28 protein-coding genes are annotated in these 22303 nt (G+C 62.1%); 16 read left to right on the forward strand and 12 right to left on the reverse strand.

The window, feature by feature from the left end:
• Positions 1 to 305 precede the first annotated feature (305 nt).
• The 3 genes from AC02Y0_RS12130 (at position 306) to AC02Y0_RS12140 (ending at position 2927) form a co-directional block, all read left to right on the forward strand.
• Positions 306 to 1496: a GGDEF domain-containing protein gene (locus tag AC02Y0_RS12130; RefSeq protein WP_476379165.1), complete on the forward strand. Its 1191-nt coding sequence runs from the start codon at positions 306 to 308 to the stop codon at positions 1494 to 1496.
• Positions 1497 to 1674: 178 nt separating this feature from the next.
• A complete protein-coding gene (locus AC02Y0_RS12135; protein WP_476379166.1) occupies positions 1675 to 2256 on the forward strand; it encodes a hemerythrin domain-containing protein in 582 nt (193 codons plus the stop codon).
• 137 nt (positions 2257 to 2393) lie between these two features.
• Entirely contained in the window at positions 2394 to 2927 is a 534-nt protein-coding gene (locus AC02Y0_RS12140; protein ID WP_476379167.1) for a DUF4269 domain-containing protein, read from the forward strand.
• A gap of 129 nt (positions 2928 to 3056) precedes the next feature.
• On the opposite strand, the gene AC02Y0_RS12145 is transcribed toward AC02Y0_RS12140, so the two are convergent.
• On the reverse strand, positions 3057 to 3836 hold the full coding sequence (locus AC02Y0_RS12145) for a class I SAM-dependent methyltransferase (protein ID WP_476379168.1): 780 nt from the start codon (positions 3834 to 3836) through the stop codon (positions 3057 to 3059).
• Positions 3837 to 4290: 454 nt separating this feature from the next.
• On the opposite strand from AC02Y0_RS12145, the gene AC02Y0_RS12150 reads away from it, so the two are divergent.
• Entirely contained in the window at positions 4291 to 4974 is a 684-nt protein-coding gene (locus AC02Y0_RS12150; RefSeq protein WP_476379170.1) for a permease, read from the forward strand.
• Positions 4975 to 4992: 18 nt separating this feature from the next.
• Here AC02Y0_RS12150 and AC02Y0_RS12155 read toward each other — a convergent pair whose 3' ends face one another.
• Positions 4993 to 5244 carry a hypothetical protein gene (locus AC02Y0_RS12155; protein ID WP_476379172.1) on the reverse strand — a complete coding sequence of 84 codons (252 nt, stop codon included), beginning with the start codon at positions 5242 to 5244 and terminating at the stop codon, positions 4993 to 4995.
• Positions 5245 to 5489: 245 nt separating this feature from the next.
• Positions 5490 to 6383, reverse strand: a complete 894-nt coding sequence (locus tag AC02Y0_RS12160) for an NAD-dependent epimerase/dehydratase family protein (protein WP_476379173.1) — start codon at positions 6381 to 6383, stop codon at positions 5490 to 5492.
• Between the two features lie 149 nt (positions 6384 to 6532).
• On the opposite strand from AC02Y0_RS12160, the gene AC02Y0_RS12165 reads away from it, so the two are divergent.
• Together AC02Y0_RS12165 and AC02Y0_RS12170 are read left to right on the forward strand one after the other, a co-directional pair.
• Positions 6533 to 7012, forward strand: coding sequence for a DUF3833 family protein (locus AC02Y0_RS12165; RefSeq protein ID WP_476379174.1), 480 nt, complete (start codon positions 6533 to 6535; stop codon positions 7010 to 7012).
• 89 nt (positions 7013 to 7101) lie between these two features.
• Positions 7102 to 7479: a PH domain-containing protein gene (locus tag AC02Y0_RS12170; RefSeq protein ID WP_444558728.1), complete on the forward strand. Its 378-nt coding sequence runs from the start codon at positions 7102 to 7104 to the stop codon at positions 7477 to 7479.
• 77 nt (positions 7480 to 7556) lie between these two features.
• Here AC02Y0_RS12170 and lepB read toward each other — a convergent pair whose 3' ends face one another.
• Entirely contained in the window at positions 7557 to 8510 is a 954-nt protein-coding gene (gene lepB, locus AC02Y0_RS12175; protein WP_476379175.1) for a signal peptidase I, read from the reverse strand.
• Positions 8511 to 8908: 398 nt separating this feature from the next.
• Here lepB and AC02Y0_RS12180 point away from each other — a divergent pair, with 398 nt between their 5' ends.
• From AC02Y0_RS12180 to AC02Y0_RS12190, 3 genes are all read left to right on the forward strand, one after another.
• A complete protein-coding gene (locus AC02Y0_RS12180) occupies positions 8909 to 9232 on the forward strand; it encodes a helix-turn-helix domain-containing protein (protein ID WP_476379176.1) in 324 nt (107 codons plus the stop codon).
• A 379-nt stretch (positions 9233 to 9611) separates the two neighbouring features.
• Positions 9612 to 10196: a DUF1214 domain-containing protein gene (locus tag AC02Y0_RS12185; RefSeq protein WP_444558729.1), complete on the forward strand. Its 585-nt coding sequence runs from the start codon at positions 9612 to 9614 to the stop codon at positions 10194 to 10196.
• Positions 10193 to 10744 carry a DUF1254 domain-containing protein gene (locus tag AC02Y0_RS12190; protein WP_476379177.1) on the forward strand — a complete coding sequence of 184 codons (552 nt, stop codon included), beginning with the start codon at positions 10193 to 10195 and terminating at the stop codon, positions 10742 to 10744. Before AC02Y0_RS12185 ends, AC02Y0_RS12190 begins: the two co-directional genes overlap by 4 nt.
• Before the next feature lie 13 nt (positions 10745 to 10757).
• On the opposite strand, the gene AC02Y0_RS12195 is transcribed toward AC02Y0_RS12190, so the two are convergent.
• Positions 10758 to 11684: an HD-GYP domain-containing protein gene (locus AC02Y0_RS12195; protein ID WP_476379178.1), complete on the reverse strand. Its 927-nt coding sequence runs from the start codon at positions 11682 to 11684 to the stop codon at positions 10758 to 10760.
• Positions 11685 to 11962: 278 nt separating this feature from the next.
• Entirely contained in the window at positions 11963 to 12175 is a 213-nt protein-coding gene (locus AC02Y0_RS12200) for a hypothetical protein (RefSeq protein WP_476379179.1), read from the reverse strand.
• Between the two features lie 324 nt (positions 12176 to 12499).
• Here AC02Y0_RS12200 and AC02Y0_RS12205 point away from each other — a divergent pair, with 324 nt between their 5' ends.
• Positions 12500 to 13639 (forward strand): DUF2336 domain-containing protein, encoded by a 1140-nt coding sequence (locus AC02Y0_RS12205; RefSeq protein ID WP_476379180.1) that lies wholly within the window; start codon positions 12500 to 12502, stop codon positions 13637 to 13639.
• Between the two features lie 132 nt (positions 13640 to 13771).
• Here the strand turns inward: AC02Y0_RS12205 and AC02Y0_RS12210 are convergent, their stop codons facing one another.
• The 6 genes from AC02Y0_RS12210 to AC02Y0_RS12235 all read right to left on the reverse strand — a co-directional run bounded on the left by AC02Y0_RS12210 (position 13772) and on the right by AC02Y0_RS12235 (position 19275).
• Positions 13772 to 14119: a DUF1491 family protein gene (locus AC02Y0_RS12210; protein WP_444558732.1), complete on the reverse strand. Its 348-nt coding sequence runs from the start codon at positions 14117 to 14119 to the stop codon at positions 13772 to 13774.
• 85 nt (positions 14120 to 14204) lie between these two features.
• Positions 14205 to 14531 (reverse strand): hypothetical protein, encoded by a 327-nt coding sequence (locus AC02Y0_RS12215; RefSeq protein WP_476379181.1) that lies wholly within the window; start codon positions 14529 to 14531, stop codon positions 14205 to 14207.
• Between the two features lie 10 nt (positions 14532 to 14541).
• Complete coding sequence (locus AC02Y0_RS12220) at positions 14542 to 15111, reverse strand: hypothetical protein (RefSeq protein WP_476379182.1); 570 nt, start codon at positions 15109 to 15111, stop codon at positions 14542 to 14544.
• A gap of 117 nt (positions 15112 to 15228) precedes the next feature.
• Positions 15229 to 16692 carry a methyl-accepting chemotaxis protein gene (locus AC02Y0_RS12225; protein ID WP_476379184.1) on the reverse strand — a complete coding sequence of 488 codons (1464 nt, stop codon included), beginning with the start codon at positions 16690 to 16692 and terminating at the stop codon, positions 15229 to 15231.
• Positions 16693 to 16784: 92 nt separating this feature from the next.
• Complete coding sequence (locus tag AC02Y0_RS12230; protein ID WP_476379186.1) at positions 16785 to 17777, reverse strand: peptidoglycan-binding domain-containing protein; 993 nt, start codon at positions 17775 to 17777, stop codon at positions 16785 to 16787.
• Positions 17749 to 19275, reverse strand: coding sequence for a sensor histidine kinase (locus AC02Y0_RS12235; RefSeq protein ID WP_476384017.1), 1527 nt, complete (start codon positions 19273 to 19275; stop codon positions 17749 to 17751). Before AC02Y0_RS12235 ends, AC02Y0_RS12230 begins: the two co-directional genes overlap by 29 nt.
• A 476-nt stretch (positions 19276 to 19751) precedes the next feature.
• Here AC02Y0_RS12235 and AC02Y0_RS12240 point away from each other — a divergent pair, with 476 nt between their 5' ends.
• The 6 genes from AC02Y0_RS12240 to AC02Y0_RS12265 all read left to right on the forward strand — a co-directional run bounded on the left by AC02Y0_RS12240 (position 19752) and on the right by AC02Y0_RS12265 (position 22296).
• Positions 19752 to 20216 carry a DUF5330 domain-containing protein gene (locus tag AC02Y0_RS12240; RefSeq protein WP_476379187.1) on the forward strand — a complete coding sequence of 155 codons (465 nt, stop codon included), beginning with the start codon at positions 19752 to 19754 and terminating at the stop codon, positions 20214 to 20216.
• 261 nt (positions 20217 to 20477) lie between these two features.
• On the forward strand, positions 20478 to 20738 hold the full coding sequence (locus tag AC02Y0_RS12245) for a CopG family ribbon-helix-helix protein (protein WP_476379189.1): 261 nt from the start codon (positions 20478 to 20480) through the stop codon (positions 20736 to 20738).
• Entirely contained in the window at positions 20735 to 21055 is a 321-nt protein-coding gene (locus AC02Y0_RS12250) for a type II toxin-antitoxin system RelE/ParE family toxin (RefSeq protein ID WP_476379190.1), read from the forward strand. The genes AC02Y0_RS12245 and AC02Y0_RS12250 overlap by 4 nt, the downstream gene beginning before the upstream one ends.
• A gap of 109 nt (positions 21056 to 21164) precedes the next feature.
• Positions 21165 to 21581: a SufE family protein gene (locus AC02Y0_RS12255; RefSeq protein WP_476379191.1), complete on the forward strand. Its 417-nt coding sequence runs from the start codon at positions 21165 to 21167 to the stop codon at positions 21579 to 21581.
• A gap of 44 nt (positions 21582 to 21625) precedes the next feature.
• A complete protein-coding gene (locus tag AC02Y0_RS12260) occupies positions 21626 to 22060 on the forward strand; it encodes a putative toxin-antitoxin system toxin component, PIN family (RefSeq protein WP_476379192.1) in 435 nt (144 codons plus the stop codon).
• Positions 22057 to 22296: a hypothetical protein gene (locus AC02Y0_RS12265; RefSeq protein WP_476379193.1), complete on the forward strand. Its 240-nt coding sequence runs from the start codon at positions 22057 to 22059 to the stop codon at positions 22294 to 22296. The genes AC02Y0_RS12260 and AC02Y0_RS12265 overlap by 4 nt, the downstream gene beginning before the upstream one ends.
• Positions 22297 to 22303: the final 7 nt, after the last annotated feature.

Raw genomic sequence — 22303 nt, forward strand, 5'->3', positions numbered from 1 at the left:
GCAGGTTTACGGGCGGGTAACGAGCCCGCCCCTGATTTGCGACGTCGACAGGTCTGATTCGGCTGTCCTTGCGCCCGTTATGCCCCGCCGAAGCCGCCGGACACCCAATACCATCCTGAATTGAAACAGCTTTGCGCGACGACCGCACAGATTAGCGCGCAGATTTACTTTTCATTCACCATAGGCTCTTTGTTCATCCATGATTTCTCGTATTGGCACAGGGCCTTCACCCCAAATTAAGGGGGCCGCCCCTAGCTTGGCCTCGTTTTCGAATGACCCATATTTCAATCGGTGATTGGACATCCATGATGAGATGGCTCGGACTTCCCGCACGACCCCGCCTTACGGTGGAGCAATATGCGGCCTTTCTGGAATCCCGTGCCCCACTGCGTAGCCGAATGTTGCGTGCTGCCGTGTTCTGTGTCCTCGTATTCTATCTCGGCTGTTTTCTTTTCGATCTCTGGTTGCTGGGCGACGTCACCATGCTGTCGGCGACGCTGCGCTTCGGCGTCATGCTGCCGATCGCCATCGGCCTTCTCGCCTATATCGGTGCCGACCATCCGGTGGAGAAGAAGGAGATCGCCGCGATCCTCGTGGCGCTCTTTGCCAATGTTTGCTGGTGCGTGATCCTCGTGTCGAGTTCGAGCCCGGGCGTTCTCACCTATTTCTACGCCGCGACGAGTTTCCAGATGGCGATCACCATTGCGGCCGCCTCGCCCTTCCGGCCGGCGCTGCGCGCCAGCATCTTCACCTTCTGCCTGAATTATTCGGCGATCTGGTTCATCGAGGGTGCCACGCCCTCCTATGTGATCCAGCATCTGGCAGTCTACATGCCGACCGTCATCATGACGCTACTCGTTTCCTACCAGCTCGAGGTGGAGGCGCTGACCAGCCATCTGCAGATGGAAGAAAACGAGGCGCTGAAACGCGAACTTTCCCGCCAGAACAAGGATCTGGCCCGGCTGTCCGTCACCGATCCGCTGACCCGCCTGTCAAACCGCCGCGGCACCGAGATGGAGCTCACACGGTTGATGGCCGAGACGCCGGATGCGGCGAGACGCGTGGTGCTGCTGGTGGCTGATGTCGACCACTTCAAGGCCTATAACGATGCCTATGGTCATGGCGCCGGCGACGACTGCCTGAAGCGCGTGGCGCGCGCCATGCGACGAGCGCTACCGATCGAAGCCCATCTCGCCCGCCATGGCGGCGAGGAATTCGTGGCGATCATGGCGGATGCCGATCCTGATACGGCAGCAGCGCTCGCCGAAAGCCTGCGCCGCGCCGTCCGCCAGCTTGGCGTCGCGCACGCCTATACGGGCGACCGCAATGCGCATGTCACGATCAGCGTGGGTGCGGCCTGCGGGCCGATCCAGCACGAGGGCGATTTCGAACGCCTGCTGGACGCTGCCGACCGCGCGCTCTACGCCGCCAAGGGCGACGGCCGCAACAGCTGGCGTGTGAGCGTGCCGGATGAGGAGCAGCGCGTGGTGGCGTAACCGTCGCGCGCTGGAGCGGGCCCGAGCCTGATGCATGCGTCGAGGTGACTTCGGACTGTTTGGCTTACCCGCCGGGGTCGGCAGTGCAAACGGTGAGATTGTGCGGTTTGCTGATATCCGATGCCGCCCCGAAGCGTAGGTCGTTGACTTGACTTACAACAAGCCAATATCAGCCCCCATGACCGACATATCGACCCTACCGCTGGATGACCTGAATTTGCATGAGGCAGCCCGCCCCAAGGCCCCGCCGGTGCCGGAGGCAACAACAGTACATCGCCGTCAAGGCCAACAACTCGCTGCTATCCATAGTCATTATCTCAAAGAAATGGGCCAAATCGGTGCGATCCTTCAGAGGATTGAAGCGCGGGATGCCCCGCCTGAACATCTCAAGCAGCTCGTGCTTTCACTCGATATGGCTGAGAATTTTCGCGCGTTCGGATCGCTTTGCGGCCGTGAGTGCCACGTGCTCAAGTTTCACCACGACATTGAAAGCGCCGACATGTTTCCCCGCATCGAGGCCGCGGGTGGCGGCAGGTTTCGCGAAATTGTGGCAAAGCTGAAGGAGGAGCACGAGGTCGTCCATGAGTTGATCATCCGCCTGGCTCGTGCGGCAGATGCATTGGCGGAGACGCCCTCGGAGGCAAATTTCATTCAGGCCGGAAACACATTCCGAAAACTGGAAGAGGTCGTGCGCTCCCACTTCGGCTATGAGGAAACCGAGTTGGAAGAGGCCATCGGATATTATCTCGGGTCGATCTGATGCCGCCGAATTGTTGCCGGCACAGGCAGTCTGCTGGTGTCTGGCAATCATCTCAGCCAGACATTAGACGGACCCAGCTTGATGCGCTCTACAGCCGGCAATGGGTAGCAAAGTCGATCATGTTACGGGATCCTTCAGTGTCACGGACCGATTATCAGACTGCCGTGCAACAGATCGGCATCCTCAAGACCCTTGCGGCCTATGATCCGCATATCGCGGGCACCCCGCCGCTCGGGGTTGAGGTCGAGACCAGCGACATCGACATTCTCTGCTGTGCAGCAGATGCCGAGGCCTTTGTTGCCGATGTGCTGCGGTCCTATGGCGAGATGAGCGGCTTTCGCATCTGGCAGTGGGTATCGAAGGACCGGCCTGTGATTGCGACGTTTCGAGCATGCGGGTGGGATTTCGAAATCTTCGCCAGCCCCCTGCCTGTCGCCGAGCAGTTCGGGTGGCGCCATTTCGAGATGGAACAGCGGCTGCTGGCGCTCGGCGGAGACGGGTTCAAAAGCGCCATTCAGGCGCTGCGCCGACAGAGCATTAAGACCGAACCGGCCTTCTGGACCGCGCTGGGTCAAGAGGGCGATGCCTATCTCGGCCTGCTGTCTCTGGAACAGGCGACAGAAACAGAGCTTCGCGCCATGCTGGACGCGGCCGGCTTCGGGTCAAGTTGATCCGCACTGAGGTGCCGGAAGCCGCAAACCTGAAGCGCCAACGGTGCCGCATACCGCCAAGCTTGGCGTACCCTGCCCCTCATCCGGCCTTAGGCAAGGCTACCCCGCCCGAGGCGAGAAGGCAAAACCTCATACCTCCTTCGCCTCGCCGATCGGATAAAGGAAGAGCCTTGTCTTGCGGCTGTCCGACAGTTCCCAGATCTCGTCCGGGTCGATATCCGGCACGGCAAAACTGTTGGAGACGAAGAGGCTGCCGGGTTTCATCTCGGTGGAGAGCTTTTGCCACAGCGCCGCCATGGCCGCTGGTGACAGGAAGGCGTAGACGATGTCTTCCTGTGAGACATCCGTCTTCCAGAGGTCGCCGCGGCGGATCTCGCCCTTGCCGGTGAGGACGGAGAGAAGGCGTGCGGCGAGATAGACGGCGGGGGCGTTTTCCACCCCGCGCACCCGCCTGCCCTCGCCATCAAGTGCGCGGACCACACCGCCCAGCCCGCAGCCGAGATCGAGCACGCGGGTCGAGCCTCGGTCGCGCATCATGTCCGTCAGCACCGAGGCGGTCTCGCGGTTGGTGAGGTAGAGCGGCACGCGGCCGCGCGTGGTGTTGGAAAAGACCAGCGCCAACACGAGGAAAGCAAGACCGAAAGGCCAGGCCGGCAGATTGCCGATGAGGAAGGCGGAGCCCATGGCGAGTGGAAAGAGGAAGGCGATCAGGAGCCACCACCTGGCGAGACCCAGAACCCGCGTGATGCCGGCGGCAATCAGGCCCTGCAGGACAAGGGCAATCGCGATCAGCGGCAGGCGCTCCACCGAGGTCGACAACGGCGCAGTGACGGCCGCCACCACCGGCAGGGCCACGACCTGGGCCAGAAGCGCGCCGAGGATCGGCGTCTTGCGGAAGAGTACGAGCATCGGGTCTCCGGTGGCATTGCGACCGCGCGACACTGGCAGGGGGTGGGGTGATTCTCAAGGGCCGGGTTCGCCCTCCCCTTGGAGGTGGGGGTGGGATGATCCGTGGGGGCGGACTGCGACCGGGGTCACCCCCACCCGCGCGTGCCGCGCGACCTCCCCCCTCAAGGGGGAGGTGGGTGGCCGCCGTCTGCGTCACCTTGGCGAAGATGATCGGTCGCTCGGATGGCGGGCATCCACCCTCCCCTTGAGGGGGAGGGTCGGAGCAAAGCTCCGGGGTGGGGTGACCCTTGCGGCTGGCTCGATCGGGGTCACCCCCATCCGCGCGTACCGCGCGACCTCCCCCTCAAGCGGCAGGTGGGTGGCTTGCGCCGGGCTGCCACGGCTGGCATCGTCAGAGGCTGAACCTTGCCGTGCCCGGATGTGTTGGCGGGGTGGTCCCTATCGAGGAAAACGCATGGATTTCATGAGGCTGCTGAAGTCGCTGGAGGAGTTGCTCTATGAGCTCGTCTCCTGGCTGGTCTTCTATCCCCTCACCTTCTGGCGGGCGCTGACGCGGCCGCTCAGCATGATGCGCTATGCGGATATCGAGCTCAGCGATCGGCTGGAGGACCAGTATGACGATACGGTGAGCCCGCCGCTTTTCCTGTTGATCACACTTCTCCTCTCGCAGGCCTTGTCGACGGCCTTTCCGTCGACGAGTGCGGCCTCTGCCGAGGTGGCGGCGCTGACGCATTCGACTTCCAACCTGCTGATCGCGCGCGGCGTGATCTTTGGGATCTTTCCGATGGCGATGGCGGTGATCCTGCTCAAGCAAAGGCGGGTGCCGGTCACGCGATCGACGCTCCGGCCGCCCTTCTTCAGCCAGTGCTATGTGGCCGCTCCCTTTGTCTTCCTTGTCGGATTGGCGGTTGATCTGCTCGCCATGCCAGGCGGGCGGGGGCTGGAGCTTGGCGTGTTGGCGCTCGCGATCGCCATCCTCTGGTATGGTCAGGCGCAGCTTCGCTGGTTTCGGCAAGATCTCGGGATCGGCTTTGTGAAAGCCGGCGCACTTTTTCTTCTGGCCTTCATCCTGGCGACGATCTGTTCGTTGGCCATCGCGATTGCGGTCGCCACCCAGCTGCCGCGCTGGAATGCCTGAAGGCGCGGATTGGCGGATTCAGTGACGCCGTTCGGCGTCACCAGACGGTGGCGCGCGCGGTGCGAGCACCCGGTCGACCTCCGCCTCCAGAAGGACCTTCTCGCGGCTGTCGAAATCGCGGAAGCCATGAATGGCGGCATGCGACCAGAGGATGCGGCCGGAGAGCAGCGGCGCGTCGACCGTGGCAATCAGATGCCCGTTCATCGCCACGTCGAAGGTGACGAAGTTCTGGCCGCGCATCTCACTTTGCGCGACATTGGCAATCTGCATACGGCGCTCCGCCAAGGCTCCCCCCGATCCACTGACGCACCCCCGCTAATGCAGGGGTTTCGAATGTCCTTATATACAGAAATACCCGCGCCGGTTGGGTCTTTTTGGATTTTTCCAGTCAAAAATTGCAGGCCAAACGCCGGGCGTTCTGGGGGAAGCGCGGTGAGGCCACGCCGGCTGAATTCCGCCCGGTCGGAACCGGGCGGCTGACATTCGAGTGAGCGAGACTAGATCCCCTTGAGGCCTCAGACCTTCACATATTTGCGCCAGTCGTGCTCTTCCTTGAAGCCTAGGACATCGCGGATCTTGGCGTTGGAAAGCGGGGCTGCAAAGCCGTCGAGATCGCCCGTGATCGGCGTGTTCGGCGCCCATTTGGCCAGGAATTCGCGGGTGGGTACGGTCGCCGTAATCGTGTCGTTGACGGCGTTGAAGACCTGGAAGCCGAGGCCGTCCTTCGCCACGCAGAGGTCGACGATCTGGCCGAGGTCGCGGGCGTCGATATAGGACCAGGCATTGCGCTTGCGGCATGGCGGATCGGCAAGATAGCCGGGGAAAGCGGCGTAATCTTCGGGCGCGATGACATTGCCGATGCGGAGCGCATAGACGTCGATGCCGTAGCGCATGGCGAAGGCGCGCGCCGTCTTTTCGTTGACGACCTTGGAGAGGCCGTAGCTATCCATCGGGTCGGTGTCGTAGTCTTCGGTCAGCGGAAATTCGTGGTAGTCCTTGTCGCCTTCGGCAAAGCAGACGCCATAGGTGGTTTCCGACGAGGCGATGATCACCTTCCTGATGCCGAGCTTGGCGGCCGCCTCGATGACGTTGTAGGTCGAGACGGTGTTTTCGGCGAAGGTCTTGTTGTCGGGATGCATGAGGATGCGCGGGACGGCGGCGAAATGCACGACCGCATCGACCGGGTTCGGGCCGCCCGCCTCTTCATAACCGTCATAGCCGAAATGGCAGGACAGCGCGTTGAAGACTTCGCCCGGATCCGTGACGTCGGTGAGCAGCGTGTGCACGCCCGGCACGTCGAGCACGGCGCGGTCGACGTTGAGCACTTTGTGGCCCTTGTCCAGGAGGTAAGGCACGACATGGCGCCCCGCCTTGCCGCTGCCGCCGGTAAACACGATCCGCTTGCCCATGGTGATCCTCCTCAGAGATTGGTTGTCTGACGACCAGATAGCGCGGCGCGGGGAAAAGGGTAAGGGGGAAAGCGGTGTGTTCCGGCTTCAGGGAACCTCAGCCGCAGCCCCCGTGTTTATGCCGTCACACCCAACCCAGGAGAGATGCCGTGAAACTCGAGGATTTTGCAAACAGAGAGCCCAGGTTCATTCTGGAGGAGTTCTTTTCCGGCACGCTGCGCGGCTGGGGCGTGACCATCGGCCGGCTCGGCGGCTTCCAGAACCGCTTTACCATCGACGCCCGCGGGCGTTTCGACCCGGAGGCAAACGTCCTGTCTCTGACGGAGGACTATTTCTTCGATGACGGCCATTCCGACACCCTGACCTGGACGATCCTCAAGCGCGAGGAGAACCGCTACGAGGGGCGCGAAACCCTGATCGACGGCGTGGCCGAGGGCGAACAGGCAGGCTCTGCCTTCCGCTGGCAATATGCCCGCGACGTGCCGGATGCAGACGGTGCAAAGACCCGTTTCGGCTTCGACGACTGGTTCATCCTGCATGACGACAAACATATGAGCGTGCATGCGTCGCTAACGAAGCTCGGAGTGGAAGTCGCGACGATCGAGGCGTTTTACGAGCGGGTGGGCTGAGCGGAAGGATGGGGAATGGACGGCCGAACCGGTCTTGACGGCTTCGCGCGCCCTCCCCATCTCCGCTTCGACACCACAGGAGGATGACGATGGGACTGTTCGACGGATTGCTGGGCCATGGATCGAGCGTCGACCCGGGTGATCTCGCCAAACGCCTGGACGGCGTGTTGATCGACGGCGAGCAGGTTTCGCTTGCCTTCAAGGTCATCCGCGATGTCTTCGTCTTCACCGACAAGCGGCTGATCCTGATCGACGTGCAGGGCATCACCGGCTCCAAGGTGGATTATATGTCGGTGCCCTACCGGGCGATCACCCGCTTCTCCGTCGAAACCGCTGGCACCTTCGATCTCGACAGCGAGTTGAAGATCTGGGTTTCCGGCGCGCATGATCCAGTGACCAAGACCCTCAAGAAGGGCACGGATGTGCGCGGGATCCAGCGGGCGCTGGCGGCGGGGGTTTTGCGGTAGGGCTCTCGGGGTTAAGGGTCCGCCAGGCTCCGTTTCTTGGAGGCCTTTAGCTGGATGCGTGGTAGCGCGAAGGTCTATCAGCGCACCGGCAGCCACCATCGTTGTGGGTCCGTCTTGTTGGCGACGATGACAAGTGGCCTTGCCTCGATGTTTGCCTCCGGGACGAAGCCCAAGTCAAAACGGCTGTCCAGACTGTTGTCACGGTTGTCTCCCATGACAAAGTAGTGCCCGGCAGGAACCAGCCATTCGACCGTATCGTCACCCCTCGAGACGTCATTTGTCTCGATGATCGGATAGGCCAAACCGTCGGGAAGATGTTCCATGTAGAGCGTTTCGCCAGCCTCTAACGGGATGGTCGAATTCGCAAGCGGCTGGCGATCGACCATCGCGCCGTTCAGATACAGTCTTCCGCCACGCAGTTCGACCCGGTCCCCGGGCAGGCCGATGACGCGCTTGACATAGCTGGTCGTCGGATCCGGCGGATAGGCAAAGCTGATGATCTCGCCTCTCTGCGGCAAACGACCGCCCCAACGCGGCTCCGGTCCGAGCCCGAAGATGATGGAGTATCGGCCGAGCCCATATGTCAGCTTTTCCGCGAAGAAATAATCGCCGGACTGCAGCGCGGGTCGCATGGAACCGGACTGTATGGTGACGGGCTGGAGCAGAAGATTGCGCACGAGCAAAGCGAGAAGCAGTGGGGCCAGCCAGAAGAGCAGGATCCAGTTGTAGAACCGGGCGTACCAGGGATAGCGGGCGCGCGGCGGCTGGCGTGACGCCACGACATACACATGGACGCTTGCTGCGATGCGATAAACAACCACCACAAGAACCGACATCCAGAGCGGATAGTCGATCGCCTGGTAGGAAAGCACAAAAGGCAGCGCATAGGCGAGAAGGATGCCGATTGCGCCATAGATCAAACCCAGCCAGCCTCTTGCCAGATAGAACATCCCCAATGCGGGAGACAGAAGCAGGCTGATGAATGCCGCCCAGGCGGGATGGCGACTGCGGTAAGCTGCCAATAGACGCATGAAATTACCTTACGTGAAACTTGGACAGTGGCGCTGGAACCAGCGAAATGGATTTTTCTGTTATGTCTCCAAGAAACACCATGTTCCGCGGCGTGTCATCCTCCGAGATCGAACTTCAATTGGGCGTATCGGGCGCGCCTCCTGCGCGGCGTTGGCGGCGGGGTGTTAAGCCAGCTTGCACCGAAAACGCGCTCTCATGCTCAGAAATGCCCCTCACCCTGCCCTCTCCCCGCAGGCGGGGAGAGGGTGGAACAAGCTGTCTCGATCTCGGCCTTCTCCCCGCGTGCGGGGAGAAGGTGCCGGCAGGCGGATGAGGGGCTGTTGCCAGCCCCTCGAAATCACTTATGGTTGCATTTTCGCAGGGGAACTAGCCAGCGGAGCAATAACGGAAATCTGCCATGACAGTCAGAAGAGCCTATAAGTCGGACGCTTTCGAGGCTATCCACAGCGCCGTGACCGGCATGATGGATGCCGGAACGATCGACAAGCAGACGATGCGTCGCTTTGACGAGACATGTCTCGTGTCTCCCGATCCGATGCCCCCCGAAGCGATCAAGGCTCTGCGTGAGCGCAACCATGTGAGCCAGCCGGTCTTCGCCCGCTATCTCAACATCAGCCCCTCCACCGTGCAGAAATGGGAAAACGGCTCGAAACGTCCGAGCGGCCCGGCGTTGAAGCTTCTTGCGATCGTGGAGAAGCATGGGATCGGAATACTGGGGTGAGGTTCTGGCCACGAAGTTCACTCACACTTCGCGCGACGCTTTGCCTCGTCAAAGATATAGCGTCCTGAGGTTTCGTCGGCGCAAAGGTCAATCCATTCGTTGACACCCAGTCCAGACCATATCAGCAGCGCCACGAGGCCCAGGGCCACGACCAAAAACGTCCAGAGGACCAACTGCAAAACTCTCGACAACTTCCCTCTCCAGCCTTTCCAATATGCTCGCTTGGATAGTTGCCTTTCGAAGGCTATCCGCCACGCAACCTGCGTCAAGATCCCCCTCCCCCACACCCCCAAACTTCCCTCACTCCCGAATCAGTGATACCCCTCGGGCACTGCCGCCTGGCGTCTTGCGCCCGTGTTCTCAAGGTTTCGTCCCGCCCGTGTTTCGTGTTCCGCTCATCGTCGCCACTGCGCTGATCATCGCCTTTGCCGGCGGGATCCTGTCGGCGCTTTCGATGCTGAATGCGTCGGTTGGTTTCGGGGCTATCGAGGTGGCGGGATGGCGGGCGTTTCCGGCGGCGCAGACGGCTTCGGCGGATCCTTATGCCAAGGCGCATCGGGCAAAAGGCGGGCGGCTGCTTTATGGCTCGGCGGAAGGTTTGCAGTTTACTGCCGCGCGGGATGCCCAGGGGCTGACGCTGACGGGGACCTGTTCCTACCGCATGAGCGGGCGCACGCCCGCAACCCGGCTCTGGACGCTTTACGCGGCGGATGCCGATGGAAATCGGCTCAATGCTGGTGCCGAACTGCCGACAGCGAAGAATTCGCAGACGGTTCTGCGGCGTCGCGACGGGTCCTTTGACATCGTGATCTCGCGCACGGCAAAAGCCGGGAATTGGCTTGCCATCCCCGATGCCGGGGCCTTCCAGCTGGTGCTGACGCTGCTCGATACGCCGGCTGCGGCCTCCACGGGTCTGTCGGGGCTCTCCATGCCCGTGATCGAGCAGATTGGGTGCGGCCAATGAGCAAGTTTCTCTATGCCGTTCTGACCGGTCTTTTCGGCGCCGTGCTGCTGCACATCATCATCATTCTCGGCGTCCCGCATTTCACTGGTCGCGACGCCTATACCCGGGTGACGTCGGAAGGCGTGCCCTTCGTCTTCCATCCGCTTTCGGCAGCGCCGGATACGGCCGGGCTTTCCAGCCTCGATCCGTATCTCCGGGTCGCGGTCTGCCATTTCGACATCGAGCGTCAGCCGCTGTCGCTCGTGGCGCTGGGGGGCGGCGTGGATTTCTGGTCGGTCGCGCTTTACGACCGGGATGCCAATGAGGTGTTTTCGATGAACGATCGCACCTCGGTCGCGGGCGATCTCGATGTGCTGGTGGCAACACCGGTGCAGGTGGCGCAGCTTCGAAAGACGCCGATTGCGGCACTTGCCGAGACGATCCTTGTCGAGCATCCGGGAACGGAAGGCTATGTGGTGCTGAGGGTGCTTGCCCCGCAGGAAAGCTACGAGGCGGATGCGAAAGGCTTTCTGGCGGATGCCGAATGCCTGCCGTTCACCGGGCGCTGATCAAGGCTGGAGCTTAGTGTAGCGGCGCATCGGCGATGACGCTGCCGAGGCGGATGACCATCTTGCGATCGAAGAAATGCGGTCTCGCGAACATCCAGTCCAGCGCTTCCGTCGATGTCCAGGGGCGCTTGTAGGGCCGGACTGACGTCAGTGCCTCGAAGACATCGCAGACGGTGCTGAGCCGGACCGGCACACTTAGATCCTTCTGCTTCAGACCCAGGGGATAGCCGGAGCCATCGAGCGCTTCGTGATGCAGGCGGCAGATATCGAGGACGACGGGCGGCAGGTCCGGATAGGACTGGAGCAGCCGATACCCGGCTTCGGGATGATTGCGGATGACGATGCGTTCCTGATCGGTGAGCTTGCCGGGCTTGGTCAGGATCTCGCTTGGGATGAGCAGCTTGCCGATATCGTGCAGCATGCCGGCGACACCGAGGATGCCCGTGGTTTCTTCATCCATCTCGAGCGAGCGCGCCAGAAGCGTCATCATGCCGCTCACCGCCAGCGAATGCACATAGGTCGTTTCGTCCTTGCTCTTCAGCCGTGTGACTTCGAGCGCAACGACCGTGCTATCGGACCAAATGCCGGCATTGTTTTCCGCGGCCTGGGTCAGATGCGCCATATCGACGGAGCGGCCGGCGACGAGATCGCCGAGGCTGGTCTTCAGCGCCTTGGCCGATTGGGAGATTTCGTTGCGGACCTCGGCACGGGCCCGATCGGACTTCGATTTTGATGGTCGAGCCTCGGGAGCGCGGCCGTCCGGATCGAGGCCCAGCAGCACATTGATCGACACCTCGACGGCAGAGGTTGCCATGATGTCGTTCAGCTCGGCATCGGTCTTGATGAGAAAACGGCGTTGTGCAAATTCCCGGCTGGGACAGGCAACGCTCTCAACGAACATGCCCTTGCGGATGCGGTCCTTGGCAATCTTCACCAGCATTTAGGTCAGCGGGGCTCCGCGGGATACAGGACCTGAAGCAGGGCCTGGAGGCATTGCAGCGACATACCGCAATTTCTTTGTTTATTGTATGTTATAAAAGTAATTGATACTCCGTGAATGACTTCGACGACGTCCAAAGATTGTGCTGAACGCGGGCGAGACAACCGGATTCTGCTGCGATGAGGTATGGCACGCCAAGCCTTTGACACGCGCGCGGTCTTGCTTGATCCCGCAGACGGACAGGGGTCAGACAGCGCTCGGAGCGGCATCCCAACTCTTCAGTAGGGCCGGCGTCCGGGGCCGAATAAGGGGCCTTGCGGGGCAGGCAATGCCGGCAGGGTCGGCAGTTCCACCCGTGGCCAGATGGCGTTGGGGTCCAGCCGCTCGTAGCGAATGCCGGTGAAGAAGAGGATCTCAGCCTTGTGGCCGCCCGTGCGGACCGTGCGGCGCGCGAGGTTCAGCCGGTCCGAAATCCTGATGATATCCGCCATGCTCGTCTCCTTTCGAGAAGAAAGATCGAGAGGGTCGAGAGGGTCATCTCGCCCTGCCCTCCACTTACGAGGGCCGGCACAATCCGGTTCATGCTGCGGAAAGTCTCACACGCACCGGGTCATCTGCGCCTTTCTCCGACGCGTTCCCCCTGTCGCGGTTCACCCCACGAAACGGGGTACGCATATGCCTAATATCGGAAACATGCGGCGAATCGTCTGTCTTGGCCATCCGCCTGTGCACAAGAAGCCATAGGTTAGTTAACAGCTTGCTAACAAATTCGTTCTAATCTGGCGCACATCTGTATTGCGTTGGAGTGGGTAGTCGTGAGCGAACAGTTCAGGGAGCTTGAGAGGCCGGCCGGCGCGCGGAACAAGGATGTCGTTCTGATGGCCACGGTCACGAGTTTCCAGGCGCTCTCCTTCCCCGGCAAGTCGGAGCTCCGACAATTTGCCGAGCTGTTCCAGCCGCTGTTTGCAGGGTCGTCCATGGAAGCCCGGCGCGAGGCCGTGGCGGCTCTTTCGCAGAGCCCGAGCCTGCCGCTTTCGGTCGCGGCCTTCATCGCCTCACAGCCCATTTCGATCGCCGCACCCTTCCTTGCTGCCTCGCCTGCGCTCTCGGACGACATGCTGATCATGATTGCCCGCACGCAAGGCGCCGATCATGCCCGCGCGATCGTCAAGCGTGAGCGGTTGTCGCCGACCGTGATCGATGCGCTGGTGTCGTTGCGCCATGCGCTGCCGCCGCGCCCGGAAAAGGCAAAGGCGGAAGAGGTCAAGGTCGAGCCACCGCAAAAGACTGCCCCGTCGAGCTTCGACAAGGTGATGGCGGATCTCGAGATGAGTGATCTGTCGGGTGCGTTTGCCCCCCAGAAGACCGTACCAGAGCCTGTGGCGCGGGAAGAGGCGCTGCGCCAGACCATCAAGCGCATGGCCGCTCAGCAACGCCCGGCGGCCAGCGACCGGCTTGGTCGTCGCCAGGCGACGCCGGTGCAGACGGCGCTTCTCGTTCGCTTTGCGCGGGCCCATGACGGCGGCTTCTTTGCCGCGACGCTGGCCGACATGCTGTCCTCCAGCCGTTGGCTTGCCGAGCGCATCCTGCTCGACATTTCCGGCCGGCAGCTTGCCACGACGCTTTCAGGCGTTGCCATGGACGAACGCGAGGCGATCTTCATCCTCGAACACATCTATCCGCATCTCGCACGGCGGGAGAATGATGCGAGCCGGGCGGAAAACCTGCTGTTCAGCCTGGATCCGGATCAGGCCGAGGCCCGGATCGATAGCTGGGTCCGCGCCGACCGCTACACCTTTGCTGGCGAGGAACTGCCGGTCGAGCCGCGCGATGCCGGCGGGCGCGAGACGGCCTCAGCCGTCACCCCGCTTGCTGCGGCCAACCAGGTCTCGCCCAAGCGCCAGCCGGTGGGCGACGAGCATGGGCGCCAGGTGCTGCGCGCGCGCAAGCGGTAAGGCACAGGCTTCAGGCAGTCGAGCGATGGTGGTCGACCTGGGCCGCTGTCGGCGCGGTGGCCACCCCACCCCGGCGCTTTGCGCCAACCCTCCCCCTCAAGGGGAGGGTGCATGCGATGGCCGACGCGGCCGTCAATCCTGCTGATCTGTCAGGGTGATGTAGGTCCCGAGATCCTCCACCTCGATTTCAACCAGCCAGAGATCACTGTCGAATTTCTGCTCGCGGGCAATCAGCGCCTCGACGGCCTCGGGTTCGGAGCGCGTCAGGCGCGGCTCGAAGATGCGGTCGTCGCGATCCCCCTCGCCGATCATGGCCTGCGGTGCTGGGCCATACAGCGTCTCCAGGCCATCGCGAAAGCGCTGGCGCACGAAGATGGCACCCGATGCTTCCGAGCCCTTGGCGACGATCGCCGCATAGCCGCCGTCAGAGAAGACGCGGCGGGTGAGTGCGGAGACGAAGATGTCGGAGCGGATGCGCATTGGGACGTTCTAGGGGAATGCGGGGGTGGCGTCGAGGGTGGGAAGGGGTGTTCAAAGCGCCGACATCGCAGCCGCAGTTCGCCTTTTACTCGGCCGCGTCGCGCACACGCATTTCAAGAAAAGATCGGGCAACCGCATCCGGCATGCCTGATGTGAAGGTGAGAAGCACCTCCGATGAGATCTGGCCTGCGCGTCTCATGACATCCGCGGGCTGGAGAAAGTCCCAGACCCTCGCATTGCTGAGCTGTAGACCGACGACGTAGAGCCGATCAGAATCCACACCGCCATCTGGGGCCGCACTCGCCAGATAACTGGCTAGACTCGCAAGGACTTCCTCCGCGTAGTCCGGATCGGCCAGGTTCTCATGCAACTTCCGGAGAAGGGAAGGACGCATGTTCGCGATGTCAACCATAACTACCCTGTCAGTATCGAGGTGTCTGGAAGTCTAGCCAGAAATGTAGGCCATTCTCTGCGAATTTACTAGCGACAGCCTGAAGATGCTCAATGCGTTGCCCGGGTCGCAAACCATATCGTCCGGAAGCGTTGGTGAGACAGAAGGTCCGACCGCTGCCATCCGGATCATCCGGATCTAAAACCAGCTCTCCGCCGATGCGGGCCAGCTTGAGTTGATCGCCGATCAGTGTCGGGTGTCCCAGCTTCTGCAAGTTGAGCGGACGGGCTTGGACTGACTTTGGAAGGATGCCAATGGTTGCGCCGCTTCCATCAATGACTTCCTCAACGGAAAACCACAGGTCACCGTCTTCGTCGACAATCCAAAGCAAATGGAAGATCTCTGGGAATAGGTTACTGAGGTGCAGATCTGATAGCTGCGCAAGATATTCCGCGAGGCCTACAGCAGATCTCTGGTCGAGCTTCTGACGGCTTCGCGGAGAGAAGGACATCTCGTGGGGCTGGATACCGTTTCCACCGGCAGGAAGAGCGGGCCCAAAAAGCATGTCGAGCCTTCCGCGCTCATCATCACTCCGCGACATCGCCAAGCTCCAACAGTCTCGCGGGCGCAATGTCTCACAACCCAGGGATGTAGGCAACTTATCCGAATTGCGCAAACGCGGACATACGGCACATGACACAAGGCGTGAAGCCAAGCCTCACACCTTCACGGCCAGTCGCAACCCGCCCCAATGGCGCCCTGCCACGAAGATCGGGGCGGAGATGTCTTTCATCAGGACAAAATTGCCGCCGCCCATGTCGCGGCGGTAGGTCTGGACGAGGAAGGGGGCGGTGGAGCGGCCGGCGGCGAGGCCGACGCGGTCGTTGAAGATGCGGCGGTTGCGGCAGTTGGCCGTATTCCAGACCGTGTCGCCCGGGCGCTGCGGCGCGGAGAACTTCTTGTTGTGGGTCGGCAGGTAGCCGTTTTCGTCGATGGCGGCGCAGAAGCCGATGCGGTCTGACGAGGCCGCAATCGGTTCGATGATGGCGGGCAGAACCTGATCGGTGAAATCGGTGAAGGCCGTCATCATCTGCACCGGATCGGTGCCGGGGATCGGGCGGTAGTTGCGATCGAAGAGGTCGCTGGTTCTGATGCGGCCGCTGTCGATCGCCTGCTGGAAGACCTGGGCAATGCGGGCGGCGACATCAACGGCGGTGTCGATCCAGTCGCTGTCGGCGGTGCGGATGCCGGCACTTGCGGTCAGCTGGATCAGGGTTTCGGAGAGCGCCACGACCTTGTCGACGCGGCCAGCGGTTTGCTGCAAGTGGTGGTCGGACTGGCGGACTTCCGCGGACATGTCGCTCAAGGTGGCGACGAATTCCGAGCACTGGCGGTCAACCTGGTCGGTCGTCTGGGCCATGGCCGAGGAACCGTCGAGAATGCGGGTGATGACCTGCTCCATGGCGGAGAAGGAATTGTTCATGGCCTGCGAGGTCTCGCGCACGTCGCGGGCGCTGGCGGTGGCACCCCGGCCGGCATCGGTCAGGCGAACGATCTTGACGCGAATCTGATTGAGGGTTTCCTGGATGGCGCCGGTGGCCTGGGAGGTCTGAAGTGCCAGCGCGCGCACTTCTGCGGCGACGACGGCGAAGCCCTTGCCGGCTTCCCCTGCCCTTGCCGCCTCGATGGCGGCATTCAAGGCGAGAAGGTTGGTCTGGCGGGCGATCGTGCCGATCTCCTCGGCGACCTTGTCGACCTCGGCGAGCGACTGGGAGAAGCTGCCGATCTCGGTGCCGATCTCTTCCGACGTCGAGACCATGTGGTCGATCTTGTCGACGGCGCCGGTCAGGCGCGTGGCGCTGTCGGTCAGCATGCGGCGCGCTTCGCCGGCCGTCTGGTCGGTCTCGCGAAGGGTGGAGGCTACGTCCCTATTGGTTTCGGCGATGGACAGCGCTGTCCGGGTGATGCCGTCGAAGGTGACCGCATGGCGCTTGGAAATGCCGGCGACATCCTGAATGGCGCCGGCGATATCGACGAGGTCGACGCCGAGGGTGGAGGCTTCTTCGGCCAGGCGCAGGACAATGCCCCGCAGTGTGGCGGCGTCTGCCTCCGGGCGCGGTGCTGTCACCGGCTCCCCGGAATGCCCGTCGTCGTCAAGGTGCGCGATCATCGCAGCTGTCATGGTTCATCCTCCTCCAATCGGAGAAGGATAGCATTCGTATGATTAATGAGAACTTACTTTAGGGACTGTGAAAATTCGCTTAGACAAAAGGCTCAGAGAGCCCCGATGTCCCTGAGCTTCTTGAGCACTGCGGCACTCGGCTCACCGGTCTCGGGCAGCTGGTAATGGCGCTCGAAGCGGCGGATGGCGGCGCGGGTATCCTCGCCGGGAACACCGTCGATGGTGACGTTCTTGTAGGCCATGTTGGAGAGGCCGCGCTGGATTTCCATGACGAGACCGGGATCGAAATTGGCCTGCTGCACCGGCGGTGGGGCGGCCGCTTCGACAGCGCGTGGCGGCAAGGCCTGGACGGGTACGACCGGACGGCGGGGCGCAGTGACGACCTGGGTTTCGGCGCGGCGGATGGCGGCAGCGACGGGATCTTCACCGCTGGTATTGACGTCCATCACCGGGCGCTGGGCGGGTACGGCGGCGGTGACGCCTCGGTCGAGGGTGAGCGCTGCCAGAAGCTCGGGGGTCACGAGGCCGTTTGCCTCCATGCCGACGGTCTTCTGGAAGACGGCAATCGCCGTTTCGGTGCGCGGGCCGATCACGCCATCGGCTTCGCCGTCATAGAGGCCACGGCGCAAAAGCTCGGCCTGGACCTGACGGATGAGGTCTGCGGTCTTTTCGGCGTTGGCGGGCAGGCTTGCGGGCAGTGCGGCAAGCGTCTCGGCTGCCGGCGCGGGTGCAGCCGGATCGGCAGCGGGCGTTGCCTCGGCATCCGGCTTCTCACGCTCGATGCGGAAGGTGGTGACGGTCTCCGGATCGCGCTCGCTCAGGAGCGGTGCGCGCGGCACGCCGGCAAGTGCGGTGAAATCCTCGGCGTTGCGGGTGCGCAGGAAGGGCGACGGATGCTGGCCGGGTTGATACCAGAGAGCATTGGCGGCGATGGTGCCGAAGACGAGGGTAAAGCAGAATGCGCCGCCGACGGCGCGCGGATGGCGCCCGGCCAGGCGCACAAGTGCGCCTGCGCCCTTCGACAGAACGAAGAGGGCCTTGTTGCCCGCCTTCTTCTCAGGCGATTTTCGCTTTCGCTTCGTCATGCCCCGGTGCTTTCCCACCCCTCTTGCGATCTGCTCCCGTCTCGGCCAGGCGCGGCGGGAATTCGACCATGTTCGTTTCACAGGCAGCCCTGGCGCCAGAGCCGTCGACCGGCAGCGTCACCATGACCACGGTGCCCTCGCCCGGACGGCTTTCGATCCGGAAGCTGCCGCCGTGGAGGGCCGTCAATCCCTTTACCAGCGAAAGCCCCAGGCCGGAACCCTCGTAGTTGCGATTGAGATCGTTCTGCACTTGTGCGAAGGGGCGGCCGAGCAGCGCCATCTTCTCGGGTGCGATGCCGATGCCCGTATCGCTGATGCTGATGGTCACCTCGTTGCCGCTTCTGATAGCGTCAATGGTGACGGCACCGCCGGCATCGGTAAACTTGATGGCGTTGCCGACAAGATTGATGACGATCTGGCGCAGCGCCCGGCCATCGGCCGTGACCTCGCCGAGGCCCTTGGGCAGGCGGCTCGTCAGTTTCAGCCCCTTGGTTTGGGCCTGCAGCGAGAGCATGCGTTCGCATTCCGTCAGGGTGTCGGCGAGATCGAAATCCTCAAGCATGAGTTCGTAGCGGCCGGCTTCGATCTTCGACATGTCGAGCATGGTGTTGACGACAGACAGGAGATGGGCGCCCGACTGGCGGATCAGCTGGACATATTCGCGCTGGCGATCATTCTCGAGCTTGCCGAAATACTCGCCGATGAGGATGTCGGAAAAGCCGAGAATGGCATTGAGCGGCGTGCGCATCTCGTGGCTCACGGCGGCGAGAAAGCGGCTCTTGATCTCGTGGGCGGCACTTGCCTCTTCTTCCTTGCGCACGACTACATCGCGCATCGCCATTTCACCCTCGATGTCGAGCATCTGGGCACGGACCGAGGCGAGCGTGCCGTCTTCGGCGCGCACGGCGGTCATGTCGAGGCGGACGTTGAGGAACTGGGCCTGATCGAGGCCGATCACCGGGCGGTCGAGGCGCAGATCGGTGACGACCACATCGGCGCCGAGGCGCAGCTCATCGAGCGCCTGGACGAAGGCCAGACGGTCGGAGACATGCACCTGCTCGACGAAAGGACGCGACAGAGGCTCGCGCAGGAAGGACAGGAACATCTGGCGATCGCGGCCGCCGGCCTGGCGGACGACACCCGTGGCGTCGAGGGCCAGGAACAGGCCCGGGCAATACTCGTAGGGATCACCGGCTGCATCGTCAGCCAGCAGGGGACGCGCCTCTGCGCTATCGGCGCCCAGGCGGCGACCGGCAACAAGGGCGACGGCTGCGAGCAGATAGATGGCGGTGGCAAGGGCAAAGCCGATCGGCAGGCCGGTTGCTGCGCCAAAGAAGAGCGTGAGGCCGACGGGCACGGCAATGAAAGCCGGCGACAGGGCGAATGTCAGCTTGCGCAGGGCTGCGATCTCGGCCCGTTCGGCCGGACGGCCAGCGGAATGACGCGACAGGAGCCGGGCCAGCAGCCCGTCCGTCGTTCTCGTCAGTCCATCCGACATTTTACGCAATACAACCACGCCAGAAATCCGCGACCGGTTCATCTGATTTATCGCCAGACGATAGGCCGGACGCGCTTAAGGAATAGATAAGGCAGAGCCCCGGATGGGGCCTTCAGAGGCCGATCTGATCCGAAACAGGACAGGAGAATGATGCTTTCAGCAACATGGTTAATGGGGCGTAAGCGCTGAAATCATTCAACTTTTCAGAAGGTCGTTAAGACTTGTGGTCGGCGATGCCGGCGAGAAGCGGTGGATTGTCGGGTCGCCGCCACATTTATGCTTAACGCCAACGGCTAAACTTTTAGACATGCGTCCCGAAACGGCGAGATCACTCAAATTTTAGTCAAAATCGCATCAAAACCGAGCGGCTTTCGAAAAGCGATTTTGGCGAATCAAACCTAGGGTCGTATCCATGAGTTCGGGGAGAAACCCGGACCGTTCCGGCAAAGACCGGCAACAGGGATTTGGTGAAGACCATGTGGTTTCTGATCAAGGGAACTTTCTATTGCACCGCGACGCTGGTCGCACTGTCCTTCCTCGCGGCACCGCCGGCCGAGGAGCGCGATGGCGCCGGCTTCGACATGGGTGCAGCCATGACCGCGGCGAGCGGTGCCTATGAGTATGTGACGTCGCTTTGCGTCGAGAAGCCTGAGGTTTGCGAAAAGGGTGCCGAGACATTCCAGGCACTCGGCCAGCGGGCTCGCGAAGGGGCCCTTGTCGCCTATCAGCTGCTCGACAAGCAGTTCACGGACGACGGCGCGACTGCCGTTGCGGACGAGAGTGTTGCGCCGAAGCGCGGCGTCGTCGAGATCGTCCAGCCGGCCGTCGCGACACCTGAGATCGCCAATGTCGAGGCCGAGGCGCCTGTCATCACCGGCACGGTGACACCGACCGAGCGGCCGCGGCACCTGCCGAAACCCTACCAGCCGCCGAAGCCCTGAGGGCTCAAGCGCTTCCTTCGATTGCCGTTGCGCAATCACCTAAGAATTCCGGGGCGGTTGCCCGCCCCTTCTCCACTTGCAACCGGCCCTGCCATGGACCGGATGCCTGTCTGCCTGTCCCTGACTGAATTCGGCATTTGCCGGGCCGCGTAGCGCAAGCTGCGCGGCTTTTCTTTTTGTGGGTGCGAGGTAAGGGGCTTGAGGCTGTTGAGATGGACAATGATTTGTCTTACATTGTCTTTCACACAGCAGGAGCATGCCATGGCCGAGGTAAAGCAAACAGAGTCCGTCACGCTGCGGATACCGTCTGACATCCTCTCCGACATCGATCGGATTGCAGAGGCTACGGAGCGCTCCCGGAGTTACATCATTCTTCGCGCCTTGAAGGGTTACCTTCTTCATGAGGGGGCCGATGTGCTCGCGGCCATGGAAGGGCGCACACAGCTGGGCGCGGGCGAGCATGAGGACTTCGATGCCGTGCTCGCCGAAATGGACCGTATCATCGCCGGTAAGGTGGCATGATCTCCATCCGGCTTTCCCGCAAGGCCGCAGACTATGTAAGGCGCGAGAGCACCTATCTCAGAGAGCGAAGCCCCTCCGCCGCAAAGGCTTTCGTCCAGTCGATGAAGCGGGCACGCACGCTCCTGCAGGACTTTCCGGATGCCGGCAACACTATGCACGGGCTCCAGATCGCGGGCTTTCGCACCCTCGTCGTGGGCGAATACCTGCTCGACTATCGATTTCGAGACGCTGTTATCGAGATCGTGGCGATACGCCATGGACGTATGCAGATAGCCATGCCTGAGATCGATGATCCGGACACGCTAGCGGACAAGTGACGTCTCAGTCTGTGTTGGACTGACCATCGACAGGTTTCCTTGCCGCAGGCGGTTCAAAAGCTTGTGGGTCTGGCCTATATCGGTCCGACGAAACGTATCGGTGGGCAGCATGGCGACTTTGGACGAAATGATCGACGACTTCGGCTTCCTGGATGATTGGGAGGACCGGATGCGGTACGTGATCGAGCTCGGCAAGGCGCTGCCCGACCTGCCGGATGCGGACAAGACGGCCGAGAACAAGGTGCAGGGCTGTGCAAGCCAGGTCTGGCTCTCGGTCTCCTCCGGCGAAGGTCCCGATCCCGTGATGCGTTTTCGCGGCGACAGCGATGCCTTCATCGTGCGGGGGCTCGTGGCCATCGTGCTGGAAGCTTACTCGAACAAGAAGGCCTCCGACGTGGTCGCCTTCGACGCGCTCGACCTGTTCAAGCAGATCGGACTTCTCGAACACCTGACCGCCCAGCGGGCCAATGGCCTGCGCTCGATGATCCAGCGCATCCGCGAAGAGGCAGCCCGCCGGCTGGTGTGACGTTGCGGCTTGACTGATATCTCATGTGATATCACAATCCGTAAATGATCGTCGTCGATGCGAACATCGTGCTTTCAGGTCTGCGCTCCTCGCTCGGGGCGTCGCATGTGGTGCTTCGCGCCATGATCAAGGGCGAAATCGCATTTGCAATCTCGCCCGCTGTGGCTTTCGAATACGAAGACGTTCTCACGCGTCCGGGCATTTTGGGCGCGCATTCGACAATTACAGCGAGGGATATCGATACGGTGCTGAATGCCTTGCTGAGGCAGGCAGAGCTAATCTCGCCCCGGATACGCTATCGACCTTTTCTCGATGATCCGAAGGACGATCTTTACATCGAATGCGCATTGAACGCGGGTGCCAACAGGATTGTCAGCAACGACAAACATTTCCGACATCCGGCCGTTGCCGGCTTTGGAATCCTCGTCTGCCGTGCCGCGGACATCGCATCGGAACTGCGAAGGAGACATCAGATATGAGCAGCTATCCGCTTCGCTTGCCGGACCATGTGTTGGAAGAGGCACGTCAAGCCGCGGCAGAGGACAATGTTTCTTTGAACCAACTCCTCTCCAGCCTGATCGCAGACGGCATCGGCCATCGGCGTGCAATTCTTGCGCTACGTCGACGGGCCGAGGATGGCGATCAAGGAGCAGCGCTTTCCGTGCTCGACAAGGTGCCGGCCAATGTGCCCGATCCCGGAGATGCTCTGCTCTGAGCGTGGG

The organism is Allorhizobium sp. nf9_anc (genome assembly GCF_056323085.1).